Origin of the sequence: Microbacterium endophyticum (genome assembly GCF_011047135.1) — a bacterium.
Classification (GTDB): Bacteria; Actinomycetota; Actinomycetes; order Actinomycetales; family Microbacteriaceae; genus Microbacterium; species Microbacterium endophyticum.
Window position 1 is genome coordinate 1260934 of record NZ_CP049255.1, and the last position, 16248, is coordinate 1277181.

13 protein-coding genes are annotated in these 16248 nt (G+C 64.8%); 8 read left to right on the forward strand and 5 right to left on the reverse strand.

Annotation, left to right across the window (positions count from 1 at the left end):
• Positions 1–138: 138 nt before the first annotated feature.
• From G6N83_RS05875 to G6N83_RS05890, 4 genes are all read left to right on the forward strand, one after another.
• On the forward strand, positions 139–771 hold the full coding sequence (locus G6N83_RS05875; protein WP_165140257.1) for a LysE family translocator: 633 nt from the start codon (positions 139–141) through the stop codon (positions 769–771).
• A gap of 197 nt (positions 772–968) precedes the next feature.
• A complete protein-coding gene (locus tag G6N83_RS05880) occupies positions 969–1991 on the forward strand; it encodes a 3-oxoacyl-ACP synthase III (RefSeq protein WP_165140259.1) in 1023 nt (340 codons plus the stop codon).
• Positions 1991–4600, forward strand: a complete 2610-nt coding sequence (locus G6N83_RS05885) for an alpha/beta fold hydrolase (protein WP_165140261.1) — start codon at positions 1991–1993, stop codon at positions 4598–4600. The genes G6N83_RS05880 and G6N83_RS05885 overlap by 1 nt, the downstream gene beginning before the upstream one ends.
• Entirely contained in the window at positions 4597–5568 is a 972-nt protein-coding gene (locus G6N83_RS05890; RefSeq protein ID WP_165140263.1) for an NAD-dependent epimerase/dehydratase family protein, read from the forward strand. Before G6N83_RS05885 ends, G6N83_RS05890 begins: the two co-directional genes overlap by 4 nt.
• A gap of 5 nt (positions 5569–5573) precedes the next feature.
• On the opposite strand, the gene G6N83_RS05895 is transcribed toward G6N83_RS05890, so the two are convergent.
• Positions 5574–7274 carry an AMP-binding protein gene (locus G6N83_RS05895; RefSeq protein ID WP_165140265.1) on the reverse strand — a complete coding sequence of 567 codons (1701 nt, stop codon included), beginning with the start codon at positions 7272–7274 and terminating at the stop codon, positions 5574–5576.
• 268 nt (positions 7275–7542) lie between these two features.
• Here G6N83_RS05895 and G6N83_RS05900 point away from each other — a divergent pair, with 268 nt between their 5' ends.
• From G6N83_RS05900 to G6N83_RS05910, 3 genes are all read left to right on the forward strand, one after another.
• Entirely contained in the window at positions 7543–7815 is a 273-nt protein-coding gene (locus tag G6N83_RS05900; RefSeq protein ID WP_165140267.1) for a DUF7218 family protein, read from the forward strand.
• Between the two features lie 326 nt (positions 7816–8141).
• The gene (locus tag G6N83_RS05905; RefSeq protein WP_165140269.1) at positions 8142–8930 is read left to right on the forward strand and encodes a glucose 1-dehydrogenase; all 789 of its coding nucleotides are present in this window, start codon (positions 8142–8144) and stop codon (positions 8928–8930) included.
• 62 nt (positions 8931–8992) lie between these two features.
• Positions 8993–9817 carry a formate/nitrite transporter family protein gene (locus tag G6N83_RS05910; protein ID WP_165140271.1) on the forward strand — a complete coding sequence of 275 codons (825 nt, stop codon included), beginning with the start codon at positions 8993–8995 and terminating at the stop codon, positions 9815–9817.
• A 182-nt stretch (positions 9818–9999) separates the two neighbouring features.
• On the opposite strand, the gene G6N83_RS05915 is transcribed toward G6N83_RS05910, so the two are convergent.
• The 4 genes from G6N83_RS05915 to G6N83_RS05930 are packed head-to-tail and all read right to left on the reverse strand — an operon-like array spanning position 10000 to position 14268.
• Positions 10000–11247 (reverse strand): DUF6716 putative glycosyltransferase, encoded by a 1248-nt coding sequence (locus G6N83_RS05915; protein WP_165140273.1) that lies wholly within the window; start codon positions 11245–11247, stop codon positions 10000–10002.
• A gap of 20 nt (positions 11248–11267) precedes the next feature.
• Positions 11268–12140: an N-acetylneuraminate synthase family protein gene (locus tag G6N83_RS05920; RefSeq protein ID WP_165140275.1), complete on the reverse strand. Its 873-nt coding sequence runs from the start codon at positions 12138–12140 to the stop codon at positions 11268–11270.
• Positions 12137–13351 (reverse strand): acylneuraminate cytidylyltransferase, encoded by a 1215-nt coding sequence (locus G6N83_RS05925; RefSeq protein ID WP_165140277.1) that lies wholly within the window; start codon positions 13349–13351, stop codon positions 12137–12139. Before G6N83_RS05925 ends, G6N83_RS05920 begins: the two co-directional genes overlap by 4 nt.
• Entirely contained in the window at positions 13348–14268 is a 921-nt protein-coding gene (locus tag G6N83_RS05930; RefSeq protein WP_165140279.1) for a hypothetical protein, read from the reverse strand. Before G6N83_RS05930 ends, G6N83_RS05925 begins: the two co-directional genes overlap by 4 nt.
• A gap of 252 nt (positions 14269–14520) precedes the next feature.
• On the opposite strand from G6N83_RS05930, the gene pgi reads away from it, so the two are divergent.
• On the forward strand, positions 14521–16203 hold the full coding sequence (gene pgi, locus G6N83_RS05935) for a glucose-6-phosphate isomerase (RefSeq protein ID WP_165140281.1): 1683 nt from the start codon (positions 14521–14523) through the stop codon (positions 16201–16203).
• Positions 16204–16248 lie beyond the last annotated feature (45 nt).

Below are 16248 nucleotides of genomic sequence, written 5' to 3' on the forward strand. Positions count from 1 at the left end.
CGAACGCATTTCCACGCCTCACGGCTCTCGTCGACGCGGGCATTTTCAAGACAGAGCCCGAATGTCGAGTGGGGCAGTTCAGACGAAGAGGGGCTCTACTTTTTCTGCGGCGACGCGCGTGAGCAGTAATCTCAGCTCATGCCCCCGCTAGATCACGTACTCGCGTTCTCAATCGCGGCCTTTCTGATCATCATCATTCCTGGCCCGAGCGTGCTGTTCGTCATCGGCCGCTCCATCGCCTTCGGGCGCCGCGTCGGGGTGCTCAGCGTGCTCGGCAACGCACTCGGCACTTTGCCCGCGGTGCTGCTTGTCGCGTTCGGCGTCGGCGCGATCGTCGCCTCATCAGTTGTTGCGTTCACGATCATCAAGTTCGCGGGCGCGCTCTACCTCGCATGGCTGGGCATTCAGGCAATTCGGCATCGAAACGCACATATGGCGACGGTCCCCCGCGAACCCGCGGGCACGTGGGCAGTGCTCGGCCAAGGCTTCATCGTGGGCCTCACCAACCCGAAGACCATCGCGTTCTTCGTCGCAGTGCTGCCCCAGTTCGTCGATCCTGCAGCCGGTGCCGTGTGGTTGCAGCTACTCCTGCTCGGGCTGATCTTCGAAGTGATTGCTGTGGCATCCGATGGCACGTGGGCTCTTGCCGCAGGCAGTGCGCGGCACTGGTTCGCCAGGTCCCCCAAACGTCTGTCGAATCTCACCGCGACCGGTGGAGTCATGATGATCGGGCTCGGCGGCGCGCTCGCTTTCACGGGCAGCAAGAGCTGACAGACGCGCATCCATATAGGGGCGAAAACACCTGCCATACCCGTCGGCGTGAAACTATAGATGAACACGAGGGTCACCCGCCCGAGCGACCTCATCGCCTATTCGAAGCTGCGTGTACCAGCTCACGCATATTTATTGGGCGATACTTTCATATGCATACTGGCGCGCAGGCGCCATAACTGGACAGCGGAGGCTTTGTGACCGGCAACGCAACAACCCGGTTCGACAACGTATCGCTCTTGTCAGTGGCTTCTTCGCTGCCCTCGAGAGTGACGTCGTCAGACGACCTCGAAACCCGCCTCGGCGGCGCCCTCAAGCGCCTCAAACTCAAGAAGAGTCTGCTGCGACGAGTCGCGGGCGTCATTGAGCGGCGTAACTGGGCCGAAGGCGAGTCATCCGACGTCGCAACGATCGCCGCAGGACAGCGCGCGCTCGACGAGGCTGGCATCAAGGCATCCGATATCGGCCTGTTGATCAACACCTCGGTTTCTCGCCCACACCTCGAGCCGTCTGTTGCTGTGCGCATTCACCACGGGCTCGGGCTGCCGACTTCGGCCATCAACTTCGACGTGGCCAACGCGTGCCTCGGGTTCGTCACCGGAATGACGCTTGCTGGCGCCATGATCGAGTCGGGTCAGATCAAATACGCACTTATCGTGAACGGCGAAGACGCCGACCAGATTCAGGTCAACACGGTTGAGCGCCTGCTGCACGATGACATCGATCGCGACGCGTTCATGAGCGAGTTCGCATCTCTCACCCTCGGTTCGGGAGCTGCTGCCGCAGTGATCGGCCCGAGCAATCTGCACCCCGAGGGCCACCGCATTCTCGGCGGCGTCACTCGCGCAGCCACTCAGTTCTACGACCTGTGCGTCGGAAGCGTCGATGGCATGTTCACCGACGCCAAAGCACTGCTGCGCGGGGGCCTCGAGCTCGTCGTTTCGGCATGGGATGAAGCGTCGACCGAGTGGGACTGGTCGAACATGGACCGCTACATCACACACCAGGTCTCATCCGTGCACACCAACTCGATGGTGAAGGCAGCCCATCTCGATGCATCTCGGGTACCCACGACTTTTCCGTACCTCGGAAATGTGGGGCCGGCATCCATACCGATCACTCTGGCCGACGAGCAAAAAACGCTCGAACGCGGCGATCGCGTCTTGCTGATGGGAGTGGGATCAGGGCTCAACACGGCGCTCATGGAGCTTGCCTGGTGATGACCCAGACACACGCGCCGACAGACCTGCCTGGACTGGATGCCACGTACTCACGCACCGCGACAGTACCCGGCCGCGGACTAGACGCGGGCATAGAACGGCACTGGCACTATCTCGACAACGGTGATGCGCTTGCTGCCGCGGGTATCGAACCCGAGGGCACAATCCTTGCCGTGCACGGCAACCCCACCTGGTCGTACATGTGGCGCTCGCTTGTCGCCGCAAGCGTGACGGCCGCTCAAGCCGGCGGTCGCGCGTGGCGCGTGGTCGCCGTCGATCAGCTCGAGATGGGCTTCTCTGAGCGCACATCGCTCCGCCGCACACTGAGGCAGCGAGTAGATGACCTCACAGCGTTCACTGCGGCTGTGCCTCTCACCGGGCCCGTGATCACGCTCGGCCACGACTGGGGTGGCGTGGTCTCGCTCGGCTGGGCTACCGAGCACACGACAGATCTTGCCGCCACAATGCTTCTCAACACCGCTGTGCACCACGACGACGGCACGCCGATTCCGGCGCCGCTGCGACTTGCAGGTGCCCGCGGCATGCTCGGTGCCGGCTCCGTCAACACGACAGCTTTTCTCGATGTGACTCTCGCTCTCGCTTCGCCCCCGCTCGATCGCGACGTGCGTGATGCCTACCGCGCGCCGTACCTTTCAGCCGAGCGTCGACGCGGCATCGGTGCATTCGTCGCAGACATCCCGGTGGGGCCGTCGCACGAAAGCTTTAGCGAGCTCACACGGATTGCTGACGGCATCCGTGATCTGGGTCTTCCGACGCTCATGCTGTGGGGTCCGAAAGACCCGATCTTCAGCGACCGTTACCTCAACGACCTGATGACACGGATGCCGCAGGCCGATGTGCATCGATTCGAAGGCGCCGGCCACCTCATCGCCGAAGACGCACCATACGCCGCAACCGTATTGTCGTGGCTCGATGCGCTCGGATCGAGCACAACAGAAGCTGCACCCGCTACGGCCTTTGAACCACTGTGGAGTCGGCTCGATGCCCGTGCCGACGACGATTCTGTCGCTGTCGTCGAAATGGGTGCGGACGGCACAAACCGGCGCGTCAGCTGGCGACAGCTCGACGACCGGGTGCGGCGGCTCGCCGAGGGCCTTCACCGCCACGGTGTGCGCCGCGGCGACCGTGTCTCGCTGCTGGTGCCGCCCGGGGCAACACTTACCGCGGTCGTATATGCCTGTCTTCGCATCGGCGCTGTCGTCGTCGTCGCTGACGCCGGCCTTGGCGCGAAAGGCCTTGGCCGCGCGATCCGCGGTGCATGGCCACGGTTCGTGATTGGCGACCTTCGGGGGCTCACCGCCGCGCGAGTACTGCGCTGGCCGGGCGAGCGTATTTCCACACGGTCACTGCCCCGCGCATCGGCTGCGGCGCTCGGCGTTTCGACCTCGCTCGGAGATTTGATTCGTGGCACATCGGGCGCTGCACTGCCGCCTGAGCCTGAGGCATCCGACCCGGCCGCGATTTTGTTCACCTCAGGATCAACGGGACCTGCCAAGGGCGCGCTGTACACGCACGCCCAGCTGTCAGGCATTCGCGATGCTCTCGTGAAGCAGTTCAACCTCACATCGGAGTCGGGCCTCGTCACCGGCTTCGCACCCTTTGCGCTGCTTGGCCCGGCGCTCGGCGCACGATCGGCAACGCCCGACATGGACGTGTCGGCGCCGCGCACGCTCACCGCACGTGCCGTTGCTGCAGCCGTCACGGAGTCTGACGCCGACATCGTGTTCCTCTCGCCCGCTGCGGTGCTCAACGTTGTCGCGACGGCCGATGAGCTATCGCCTGCCGCACGCACCCACCTCGAATCGGTGCGGATCTTTCTCTCGACGGGTGCGCCCATCAGCGAAGCGTTGCTGCAGGATGCCGCCCGCCTCATGCCGAACGCCGAACCACATGTCGTTTACGGCATGACCGAATGCCTGCTCGTCTCCGACATCACTCTCGATGGTGTTCACGGTGCCGCTCTCGCGCCCGACTCGGGTGTCTGCGTAGGTCGTCCGGTCGCCGGTGTCTCGGTGCGGGTGAGCGCGCTCGATGCCCACGGTCACGCCACCGGCGAGCCGTTGGACACCCCGGGCGTGCTCGGCGAAGTCGTCGTTTCGGCCCCGCACCTGAAACAACGCTACGACCGCCTGTGGCGCACCGACGAAGCGAGCACGCGCGACGTGCCCGCTGGACGTTGGCACCGCACCGGCGATGTCGGCCACCTCGACGCGGACGGCCAGTTGTGGATCGAAGGGCGACTCCCCCACGTCATCGTCACGGCCGACGGCCCACTCGCGCCCGTCGGTACCGAGCAGCAGGTCGAGGCCGTCGACGCAGTCCGCCGCGCGGCCATCGTTGGCATCGGACCCGAGGGCAACCGCCAGTGCGTCGCCGTTATCGAGACCGTGCCGGGCGCGCGGCACGCGGGTGTCGCTGAGCCCGACGTGACACGTGCAGTTCGCGCCGCAGCTTCGGTGCCGCTTGTGGCCGTGCTTGTGCTCCCTGAGTTGCCGACCGATATCCGCCACAATTCGAAGATCGACAGAGTCGCGCTCTCGGTGTGGGCCGACGGCATCCTGTCGGGTCAGAAAATGCGCACGCCATGACAGTGCTCGTCACCGGCGCAAGCGGGTACCTCGGTAAGGCCGTCGTCGCGACACTTCTCGCTGATGGCGATGATGTGCGTACTTTGCAGCGGCGACCTTCGGGGGTTGCGGGAGCCCAGGATTTTGCGGGTTCGGTAACCGAACGTGCGGTCGTCGCGGCAGCACTCGATGGTGCGGATGCCGTCATCCACCTCGCAGCAAAAGTGACGCTGACCGGTGATGCCCGCGAGTTCGACGAGGTCAACGTCGGCGGCACCGAAACGATGCTCGCCGCCGCCGAGGCCGCTGGCGTGCGCTCGTTCGTGCAGGTGTCGTCGCCCTCGGTTGCGCACGCGGGCAGCGCCCTCGTGGGCGTGGGCGCAGAGCCTGCCGACCCGACGGGTGCCCGTGGCGACTACGCACGTACGAAAGCCCTCGCCGAGATCGCAGCGCTGTCGCGCAATGGCGCCGACATGCGGGTGGTTGCCGTGCGCCCGCACCTGGTGTGGGGCCCCGGCGATCCGCAGCTTGTGGAGCGCATCGTCGATCGCGCACGGCGCGGCCGCTTGCCGCTGCTCGACGGCGGCACCGCGCTCATCGACACGACGTACATCGACAATGCGGCCGAGGGGATCATCGCCGGGCTCCGTGCAATTGATAGTGCCCGCGGCAAGGCGTACGTGATCACGAACGGTGAGCCGCGGCCTGTGGCCGAGATGCTCGCGAATATTTGCCTCGCAGCGGGTGTTGCGCCGCCGCGGTGGTCGGTTCCCGCGGGCCTCGCGCGCACCGCGGGCGGTGCCGTTGAGCAGTGGTGGAAAGTGCGCCCCGGCGAAGACGAACCCCCGATGACCCGTTTTCTCGCCGAGCAACTGTCGACCGCCCACTGGTTCGACCAGCGTGACGTGCGCCGCGACCTTGCCTGGACCCCGCGCGTCACTCTCGCCGAGGGCTTCGAGCGCCTCCGCGCCCACTACGCCGCGCGCTGAGCCCGCTAGCCCTTGAGGCCGGGAAAGTCCGACTCGCGAAACTCGGTGTCGATGCGGGTATCCGCAAGTCGCTGCTCGCGCTCGCGCAGCTCGACGCGGCGAATCTTGCCCGAGATCGTCTTAGGCAGCTCGGCAAATTCCACACGGCGCACGCGCATATAGGGCGGCATGTGTTCGCGGGCATATGACAGGATGCTGCGTGCCGTCTCCGCATCAGCGGTAACCCCCGCGGCCAAGTGCACGTAGGCCTTGACGACGTTCAGTCGCAGCCGGTCCGGCGCTCCGATCACTCCGGCTTCAGCAACGGCTTCGTGCTCCAAGAGGATCGACTCGACTTCGAAGGGGGACACTTTGAAGTCGCTCGCTTTGAACACGTCGTCGGTGCGGCCAACGAATGTGAGGACGCCATCGGCATCCTTCGAGGCAACATCGCTCGTGTGATAAAAACCGTCGTGCTCGACCTTGGCCGTGCGGTCGGGCTCGCCGATGTAACCGGGCATGAGGTTGAGGGGCCGAACGGGTGAGATCGGCATGCAGATCTCACCCTCTTGCGCTTCTTCGCCCGTGATCGGGTCGAGCAGCACGATGTCGTTGCCCGGCAGCGCCTTGCCCATAGCTCCCGGCTTCAGCGTCTCACCGGGAGTGTTGCCGATGACGGCGGTGAGTTCGGTCTGGCCGTATCCGTCGCGAATCTGGATGCCCCACCACCGCTCGATCGTAGAAATCACCTCGGGGTTGAGAGGTTCACCCGCGGCGAGCAGTTCGCGCAGGCCCCTCGGCTTACGGTCAAGATCGGCCTGAATCAGCATGCGCCAGACCGTCGGCGGTGCACAGAACGTGTTGACCCCGGCCTGATCGAGCTGTTCTGCGAGCGCGACGGCGTTGAAGCGCGAATAGTTGTAGACGAAGATCGTGGCCTCGGCGATCCACGGTGAGAAGAACAGGCTCCACGCGTGCTTGCCCCACCCCGGAGCACTGATCGTCATGTGCACATCGCCCGGCTGCACGCCGATCCAGTACATCGTGCTGAGGTGACCCACCGGGTAAGAGATGTGCGTGTGCTCCACCATTTTGGGCTGCGACGTCGTGCCCGACGTGAAGTAGACGATCGAGGCATCCGAAGAATTCACGACAACGCCAGGAGCCGCATCGGATGCCGCATCCACATCGCCGTACGACAGCCACCCCTCGCGCTGGGCACCCACGTTGATGCGCACGAGGTCGCGGTCGAAGCCGTCGAACTTGGCCGCGTCGTCATGATCGGCGATGACGACGCGCACATCGGCACGCTCAACGCGCTCCGCGAGATCTTCCGGCGCGAGCACGACAGACGTCGGCAGAATCACCGCACCGATCTTCATGATCGCGAGCATCGTTTCCCACAGCTCGACGCGGTTGTCGATCATCAGCATCACGGCGTCACCGCGCTGCACACCGTTGTTCGACAGCCAATTGGCGGCCTGGTTCGAGCGGCGGCGCATCTCATCGAACGTGCGCGACACCTCGGTGCCGTCTTCTTCGACCACGCGCAGCGCGATGCGGTCGTTACCCTCGGCGATGGCGTCGAACCAGTCAACCGCCCAGTTGAAATGAGCCCCGACATCCGGCCATTCAAAAGCTGCGCGCGCAGCCTCGAGGTCATGCGAGCGGGCCAGCAGGGTGTCACGGGCCTCGCGGTACGCGAGACCAGCAGCAGAGAGAGACATGGAGCCTTCGATCATCGTCGTGGTGCCACGGCCATCGCGGCCGCACCTTGCCGCGCCATTCTACGATCCCTGTCCCTTTCATTCGCCGAAACGCTGCTCGTGAGATGAACACGCCGCGGGTACAGGTCGCGCTCTGGGTGTTGTGCCAGCAGAGCAGCGTTTCGGAGAGCGGGGGCAACGTGGGGCGCAGAGGGCCTCGGCCTGTCAACCCCCGGGAGCCAGAGTGCGCGCGGCTCCTAGCCTGGGCGAAACGAAAGGATGCACTCCCATGCCCAGCGGAAAGAACGCGCGTTTGAAGGATCCCGCCATGTACGAAGCGCTGCGCGAAGACGGCGCATCTAAGGAGAAAGCGGCCCGCATCTCGAACGCCTCGGGCGGCACGAAAAGCGGGCGCTCAGCGCTCGGACGCAAAGGCGGTGAGTCTGGCAGCTACGACGATTGGACAGTGCCGCAACTCAAAGCGCGAGCAAAAGAGCTCGGCTTGTCTGGGTACTCCAGGCTGAACAAGGCCGACCTCGTCGCCGAACTTCGCAATCACTAGGTTCGAGGCATCCGCTCTCGGCCTCTGACCCCAACCAGAGAAACCAAAACGCTGCCCGGAGGCCGTGACGCGCCGAGACTGCCGAGCTCGAGCCCGCGTGTTACTCGCAAAAGCAGCGTTTTGGCACGGAAGCGCCGACAACAACTCCCGGCAGGGCAACTCGGGTGTGCACCGTGCCCTCGCGCGCAAGCGGCGTTCGCTACTGGCGAATACATGCACACGCATGGATATCGGGCGTACGTTGGAAGAAGGCGCTCACAACAGCGCACGACTCGCTGACGTCAAGACCAACGAGCCGTTCCTCATCCACAGCTCAGGAGGCTGACATGGCAGAACGATTCACAAACAAGACGATCCTCATCACCGGCGGCGGGTCGGGTCTCGGCCGCGCAAGCGCCGTGCGCCTCGCCACAGAGGGTGCGAAACTCGCTCTCGTCGACGTCTCAGAAGACGGCCTCAAGGCCACCGTCGACGCTATCCGCGACGTTGCCCCCGATAGCGAAGTCATCACCGTCATCGGTGACGTCTCGAAACAAGACCAGGTGCAGAACTACGTGGATGAGACCCTCAAGGCGTTCGGTCGTATCGATGGATTCTTCAACAACGCCGGCATCGAGGGCAAGCAGAACCTCACCGAAAACTTCACCGCCGACGAATTCGACAAGGTCGTCTCCATCAATCTCCGCGGTGTCTTCCTCGGGCTCGAGAAGGTTCTGGGCGTCATGCGCAGCCAGGGCGACGGCGGCGCAATCGTCAACACAGCGAGCGTCGGCGGCATCCGCGGCATCGGCAACCAGTCTGGCTACGCTGCCGCGAAGCACGGCGTCGTGGGCCTCACCCGCAACTCCGCCATCGAGTATGGGGCCGACGGCATCCGAATCAACGCGATTGCACCGGGCGCGATCTGGACGCCCATGGTCGAGAACTCGATGAAGCAGCTCGATGCCGAAAACCCTCGCAAGGCGGCCGAGCAGTTCATTCAGGCGAACCCCACGAAGCGCTACGGCGAAGCGCCCGAAATCGCATCCGTCGTGGCCTTCTTGCTCTCTGACGACGCCACCTACGTGAACGCGACAGTGATTCCGATCGACGGCGGACAGTCCGCAGCGTACTAAACCCGGTACCAGGGGGACTTTCGACCCTAGGGTGTGGTCAGACCACCTCCTAGGGTCGAGCTGTGCGCACGATTGAACAGACTCTCGATTTTCAAGCGGATGCCGCCACCCACAAGGTGGGCGAGCTTCGCCACCCGTTGCGCTTCGCCGTTTCGGGAATGCTCGCCGGAGCCTATGTCGGGATCGCCGTCGTGCTGATGTTGAGTACCGCAGGTCCTCTCGCGGCGACCGACGACGGACTCGCAAAGCTCGTCAGTGGACTCGTGTTCGGCATCGCCCTCACGCTCGTCGTGTTCGCAGGCGCGGAGCTGGTGACGTCGTCGATGATGACGCTCACCCAGGGCGCGCTTATGCGCGCGACACCACGGACCCCGACCGCTGGCGCACTCGGGTTCACCTTCGCCGCGAACCTTCTCGGGTCAGCGGTCTTCGGCATCCTGGTCGCCATTGCGGGAGTTTTGCATGACAACTCCGCCGCCGCCGACATGCTCCAAGCGATGCTCGACGCCAAGGCGCATGAGGCTCCCTTGCAGCTGTTCGTGCGCGGCATCCTCTGCAACATCCTGGTGTGTTTGGCGATCTGGATGGTCGCGCGCCTGACGTCCGATGGCCCCAAGCTCGCTGTGATCTTCTGGGCGCTTTTGGCGTTCATCGCCTCGGGCTTCGAACACGTTGTCGCCAATATGACGACCTTTACTCTCGGTTTCGCGACCGGGGTAGAGAGCGCGACCTGGACATCGTTCGGCACCAATATGCTCTGGGTCGGCCTGGGCAATCTCGTCGGCGGCGCGCTCGTCGTGGGCCTCGCCTACTGGTTGATAGGCGGGTCGCCGAGATACCGGGCGCCGAACGAAACAGTCACTGTCGACGCCCCGGCGTCAGCCTGATCCGCCTCGATCTGCCCGCGGTGCGCACAGATTTTGACAGCCGCCTTCTCCGAAACGCTGCTCTGGGTGCACGACACGCCGGAGTCAGCTCCAAGGGCCCGGCGTGTTACTCCGCAGAGCAGCGTTTCGGCGACATTAGACCGGAAGAGGGAGAAGGGGAACAGCGAGCGAGAAGGCGCTCGTCAGTGGGCGGCGGGGGCGCGAAACGGCACCGTCGCCCGGCGAACGAGACGCACGACAACACGCAGCGGGATGCCGACGGCCACAACAGCAATGCCAGACACTGTGCGGTCGTGGTGACCGAGTGCCAGCTTCCGCTCCCACGCATCGCGCACAGCACCGCCGCGACGCACCCGGGCGGGCTTGATAGGCAGCGAACCAGCACGCCGAAGCGCCACGAGGTCAGCAATCTGCCGCACCCAATTGTCATCACTCGGTGCATGGAAATATGTGGAGCGCAGCCACTCATCAGTCGGTCGGCGAAAGCGCCGTGCGACAACGTCTTCTTCAGAGCCGAAAAGACCGCTGCCCACAAAGACCGGGTTGATCATCTCGGGTGACACACCGAACGTGTCGAGAGCGATGATTGGGATGCCGCGGGCAACTGCCTCGAGTGCTGCTGTCGAGCTCACCGTGACCAGACCTTCCGCGGTCTCGAGCGCGCGCGACATGGGGGCAGTCGACACAACCAGGTTCGGCGGCACCGGGCCCACACGCGCGAGCAGGTCGGGCAGCGCCTCTTTCTGCCGGTGGGTTTGCAGTTCCCCTTTGACTGCCCGCTCTTTGAGTACAACCCGCCGTTCGGGATTCGCCTGTGCCGCGCGCACAAGCATCTGCACAACACGGAGGCGGTCGGCCCGCTCGCGCGGAACGATCGCTTGCGACGCGAAAACGAGGTCGGTGCGATCCGCTGTGGGTGCGGCATCCGCGTCGGACGATTTTGCAAGGAACGGCAGCCGCGCGAGGGCAAACCGCTGACTCATCTGCCGGAAGCGGGCAAGCTCCGTGAAGCTGTGCACCTCGGCGTGCGAGTGCAGGATGAAAAGGTCGCACTGGGTGCGGTGAATGAGAGCCGCAGTCGTTGCCGGAATCGAGATCCCGGGGAGCCCGGTCACCAGCACGGGGCGCGGATCGAGCTCGGCGACCGCGCGGGCGAGTACGCGCACGACAGGCCCGCGCGCCGCGAGAAGCACGGCGTCGGGCGCTGCCGATCTGAGCACGTCGGCCAACTGGCTATATTCCACCCGGCGTATGTGTTCATCATCGAGGCCGCTGCCGTGAAGCGCGGCCTTCTGCTGCGCGGCACTCACAGTGCCGCGCGTCTCGACGATCAGCAGCGCCGCACCTGCCTCGGGCGGCAGTGTTCCGAGGAGAGCTGCCGCCCATTTGACATACGAATCGCTGTCGGCGACAGCCACGATTCGCGGCACCGACGCCTCCTCGTGAGCGCTCAGGCGCTCACCCGGCGAAGCTTTGCCATTGGAGCCTGCTCGCCCTCGTACACGCGCTTCACACCATCGCCGAGCGCCTGCTCGACGATGCGGATGTCGCGGATGAGGTGCGTGAGGCCGGTGGGTTCCAGAGATGCTGCGTGGTCCGACCCCCACATCGTGCGGTCGAGCGTGATGTGGCGCTCAACAGCAACCGCACCGAGCGCAACGGCAGCGAGCGAAATCTGCAGGCCACGCTCGTGGCCGGAGTACCCCACCGGCACACCGGGGTAACGGTTGCGAAGAGCCGGGATCATGCGAAGGTTGGCCTCGTCGGGCTCCATCGGGTACGTGGACGTTGCGTGCATCAGCACGAGCTGGTCGGTGCCGAGCACCTCGATTGCCGCGTCGATCTGCGCCATTGTCGACATGCCGGTCGAGAGGATGATGGGTTTTCCCGTGTCGCGCAGAGCTTCCAGAAGCGGGATGTCGGTGAGGCATGCCGATGCCACCTTGTGTGCTGGCACCTGAAGCTTCTCGAGAAACTTCACGCTCGGGACGTCCCAGGGCGACGCGAAGAGGTCAAGACCCCGCAGAAGCGCGTAATCCGAGAGCTCGATGTACTGCTCGATTCCGAATTCGACACGGTAGCGGTAGTCGAGGTAGGTCATCGTGCCCCACGGCGTCTCACGCGGAATGTCACGCATGTGCTCGGGCGTGCAGATCTCGGGCGTGCGCTTTTGAAACTTCACCGCATCTGCACCGGCGGCCAGAGCCACGTCGATCAGCTCTTTCGCGATCGCGACGTCACCGTTGTGGTTGAGGCCGATCTCGGCGATCACGTAGGCGGGGCGTCCGCCTCCGATCACGTGGTTTCCGATTGTCACCGTCATGTCGCAGACCTTTCAGTTGTCGCGGGAGATACGGCAGCACGCTTGGGCGCTGCCGAAGTTCTTGCGTCGAGCACACGCTCGGCCACCTCACGCACGGCGCCGTCGCCGCCCGCGTGGTCCGTCACAACGCGTGCGGCGGCCAGCACCATCGGGTGCGATCCCGGCACGGCCACCGGCCAGCCCACCGCCTCGAGGCACGAGAGATCGTTGATGTCGTTGCCGACATACGCAATGCGATCGAGCGGGATGCCGCGCCCCGCCGCCCATTCAGTGAGCACCGCGAGTTTGTCGCTCACGCCCTGGTGCACATCTACTCCGAGCTTCGATGCGCGGGCCGAAACCACAGCATTCGTTTCTGTCGAGAGAATCAAAAGCGGCACTTCTGCGCGTCGAAGCGCCGCCACACCGGCGCCATCAGACCGACTGACCCGCACGTATTCGCGGCCCTCCGAATCGACAGTGGCGGTGTCGTCCGTGTGTACTCCGTCAAAGTCGGTCACCACGGCATCGACATCGATCGGTTCGCCACCGGTGACCATGAGTGGCGCCAGAGCGCGCGCGAGCTCGAGCTGCGTGTGGTCATCGATCTCGATTGCGGAACATTCATCTACCGCCACGAAGCCGACCCGACCGAAGAAGCGATGGCCGGCTTCGAGAAAGCCCTCGGCATCCATCACGTAGAAGGCACCGGTCTCGAGAAAATGCGGCTCACGGTCTTGGCGTCGGGGACGCACGGCGCGGTCGTGATTGATGCCGTGCGTATCGCCGGTCGCATCGGGCGCCCACAAGAAGCCGTAGGTCTCGACCGCAGAGAACACGCATTCGTGCGTGCCCGAGGTGACCATATCGACGGCCTGGTCGATATCTGACGGGTCGATGAAGGGCGAAGTCGCCTGCACGAACACGACAGTTGCGACATCGGTTGTCGTGTCGCAAAGCTGCATGATGGCGTGGCGCAGTGCGCTTTCGCTGCTGGCTTCATCGCCCGAAAGCGCCGCCGGGCGGTCAACAACCGTTGCGCCCCATTCGGTCGCGACCCGAGCGATCTCGACATCATCGGTCGACACCACGACGCGGTCGATGCTTTCCGCCGCACGTGCCGCTGCTACGGCCCGTGCGACGAGCGGAATCCCGCCCACGCGCTGCAGGTTCTTGCCCGGAATGCCCTTCGACCCGCCGCGCGCGGGAATGATCGCGATGACTTCGCTCATGCGACGACCTCCACGCTTTCGCCGCGCATGCGCCGTTCTTGAATTCGGCTGCCCGAGGGAGCAAGCACCAGCGACAGTGTCGTCAGTGCGCTCGATGCCAGCGAGACGACATCGAGCGGTTGCTGTGTGCCAGCGAGCAGCATCTCGACCGGAACCCCTGCACGATGCAACCGCACACCGGGAAGCGCAGCAACGGCAGCGATCTGAGCCTCGGGTTCACGCCGGTGCGGCAGGTACGTGAATGCGGCAACGGATGCCTCGGCGGCTACCCACCGCAGGTAGGTGGCCTGTGGCATCCGTCCGTCGACAACGCGCGCGCTGCCGAGAACGACCCGAGAGGTCTGAAGCTGCAGCGGGCGGGCGGTGGCGCGTGTGAAGGCGAAACTGTGCCGGTTCGACCTGACGCCGATGTCGTCAAGGCGCTCAACGCGCGATGCGCCCAGCTCGAACGCCGTGAACATGTCGACACCACCGCGGCGTGCGCGCGCGAGCACGCGCTCGCGCGCGATGGGCGCGATCCGCGTCGTCAACCCGCGCTCGGTGACCCCCGGGCGTGCGTAGGGTGCGTAGCCGATAAGGGCGTCGGCGTAAGCGACGGCGTTTGCACCGTCATCGAGAAACGTGATCGAGCGCGGTCTCAGAACGGATGCCGCAAGCCGAAACTGTCCCGAAAACCCATCACCGACGAGCCAGTGCCGGTGGGTCGCAAGAAGCTGCCAAGGGATACCGAGGTACGGAGCACACTCGCCGAACGGCGCACCGCGCGCAATGAGCTCATCGGCTGTCGCCGACATCTGAGCGGTGAGGCGGCCCGCGATGGGCACCTTCCTGCCGTGTGCATGCCCCCATTCGGCCGCACCCAAAAGCTGCAGGGGAGACTCCACCCACGCGATAGAAGAAAAGTCGCTTCGGCTCATCGCACACCCCCTCAGATCGCGCCCGCACCGTCTGCACACTTTCAACGCTCGACGTGAACGGCGCGTGCGCTGCAGGTGACGCCGCGGCATCCAAACCGTGAACGCTCACGCTCGATGTGCCCGCGCGCTGCGCCACCCCCACCGCGAAGGGTCGCAACACGCCGCATACGTCGCCCTTGGGGCGCGGCGATACGGCGTGTTGCGACCCCTCGCGAGTAGTTGAGAGCGGCGGTGAGGAGTAACTTTGAGCGAGTGAGCGCACCTATCGACCCCACCGCAACGTCCGCTTGGTCTGAACTGACCGCACACAAGGATGGCTTCGCGCCAGACCTGCGGGAGTGGTTCGAGTCCGACCCACAGCGCGTCGAGCGTTTCAGCTTCGGACTCGCCGATCTGCACGTCGACCTGTCGAAGAACCTCGTCACCGACGAGATCCTTGCCTCACTCGTGAGCCTCGCCGAGCAGACCGGTGTCGCCGAGCGCTATGCGGCCATGCTCGCGGGCGAGCACATCAACACGACCGAAGACCGCGCGGTGCTCCACACGGCTCTTCGCCGCCCGGCCGGCGCGACACCCGCGCTCGTCGTCGACGGCCAGAACATCGACGACGACGTGCAAGAAGTACTTGGCCGTATCGACGCTTTCGCCGAGGGTGTCCGCTCGGGTGAGTGGAGGGGTGTGACGGGCAAGAAGGTCACTCATGTCGTGAACATCGGCATCGGCGGCTCCGATCTTGGCCCCGTCATGATTTACGAGGCGCTGAAGCCTTACGCTGACGCCGGCATCGAGGCGCGGTTCGTCTCGAACATCGACCCGACCGACATGGCGCAGAAAACCGCCGACCTCGACCCCGAGACGACGCTGTTCATCGTGGCATCCAAGACGTTCACAACGCTTGAGACGCTCACCAATGCGCGCCTCGCGCGTGACTGGCTCTGGGCCGAGCTCAGCAAGCGCGGCGCGATCAACGACGACGAGGCATCCCGCACGAACGCTGTCGCTCACCACTTCATCGCGGTTTCGACGGCTCTCGACAAAGTCGAAGCGTTCGGTATCGACCCGAAGAATGCGTTCGGTTTTTGGGACTGGGTGGGCGGGCGTTACTCCGTCGACTCCGCGATCGGCACATCTCTTGCGATCGCACTCGGCCCCGATGTCTTCCGTGAGTTACTCGCCGGCTTCCACGCCGTTGACGAGCACGTGCGCACTCAGCCGCTCGCCGAGAACGTGCCGGTGCTGATGGGCCTTCTCAACGTCTGGTACTCGACGTTCCTCGGCGCGCAATCGCACGCTGTGCTCCCCTACGCGCAGCAACTGCATCGCTTTGCCGCGTACTTGCAGCAGCTCACGATGGAGTCGAACGGCAAGTCGGTTCGCTGGGATGGCACACCCGTCACCACCGACACCGGCGAGGTTTTCTGGGGCGAGCCCGGCACCAACGGGCAGCACGCGTTCTACCAGCTCATTCACCAGGGCACACGCCTGATCCCCGCCGACTTCATCGCGTTCGCCAACCCCGCCTACCCGCTCGCTGACGGTGGCCGCGACGTGCACGCGCTCTTCCTCGCGAACTTCCTCGCGCAAACCAAGGCCCTCGCGTTTGGTAAGACCGCGGAAGAGGTCGAGGCCGAAGGAACAACCGGCGCACTTGTTGCCGCACGCACCTTCGCGGGCAACCGGCCGACAACGTCGATCTTTGCTCCCGCGCTCACGCCAAACGTGCTCGGCCAGCTGATCGCGCTCTACGAGCACATCACCTTCACTCAGGGCGTCATCTGGGGCATCAACTCATTCGACCAGTGGGGTGTTGAGCTCGGAAAGCAGCTCGCTCAGCAGATTGCTCCAGCTATCGAAGGCGACGCTGAGGCAACAGCAACTCAGGATGCCTCGACTCGGGCGCTGCTCGCCTACTACCACTCGCACCGCGCGAGCTGAGCGCCCGCGCTAAAATCACGACAGCACCGACGCTGGTTCGGTCAG